This window comes from Nonomuraea sp. MTCD27 (assembly GCF_041950495.1).
Lineage (GTDB): Bacteria > Actinomycetota > Actinomycetes > Streptosporangiales > Streptosporangiaceae > Nonomuraea.
On the sequence record NZ_JBGNUW010000080.1, the window covers coordinates 1 to 791 of the forward strand.

General features: G+C 69.7%; 1 pseudogene. It reads left to right on the forward strand.

The window, feature by feature from the left end:
- Positions 1-791, forward strand: a pseudogene (locus tag ACBJ59_RS62805) (IS5 family transposase); the annotation flags it as partial.

Genomic DNA, 791 nt, shown 5'->3' on the forward strand with positions numbered 1-791 from the left:
GGAGTGGGAGTTCATCGAGCCCTACCTGCCGATCGGTGGGTTCGGCCCGTACCCCGAGCGGCTGCGGCAGCAGTTCGAGGGCGTGATCTGGCGGTTCCGGACGGGCGGGCAGTGGCGGGAGATGCCGGTGGAGTTCGGTGCCTGGTCGACAGTGCACAACCGCTTCCGGCAGTGGAGGGACGCCGGTGTCTTCGAAGCTCTGCTGGAGGGCATGATCGCGGAAGCCGCAAAGCGGGGCGAGGTGGACTTGTCCCTGGTCAGCGTGGACTCCACGACCGCGCGGGCTCACCACGACGCTGCCGGGATGCACCTCGGCCCAGATGTCGTCACCGCCCTGGAGAAGGCCGCCGAGGAGGAGAAGGCCCGGCAAAAGGGGGCGGCTCGGAAGGAGACGGGCAGAGCCGCGCAGAGGACCCCGAGAGGGAAGAACGACGGCGCATCCGGTGCCGGCGCAAGCTCCGGTTGAAGGCCGCCCTGCTCGGACGATCGAGGGGCGGGCAGACCAGCAAGGTCCACCTCGCCGCCGATCGCAGGTGCCGTCCGCTGGCGTTCGTGCTGACCGCGGGACAGGCCGCCGATAGCCCGCAGTTCATCCCCGTGCTCAACAAGGTACGCATCCGCGGGCCCATCGGCCGTCCGCGTACCAGGCCTGACCGGGTCGCCGCGGACAAGGCCTACTCCTCCCGCGGCAACCGCGCCTACCTCCGCAAACGCCACATCAAAGCCGTCATCCCGGAGAAGAAGGACCAGGTCGCCAACCGGAAGAACAAGGGTGGCAGGGGCGGCCGGCC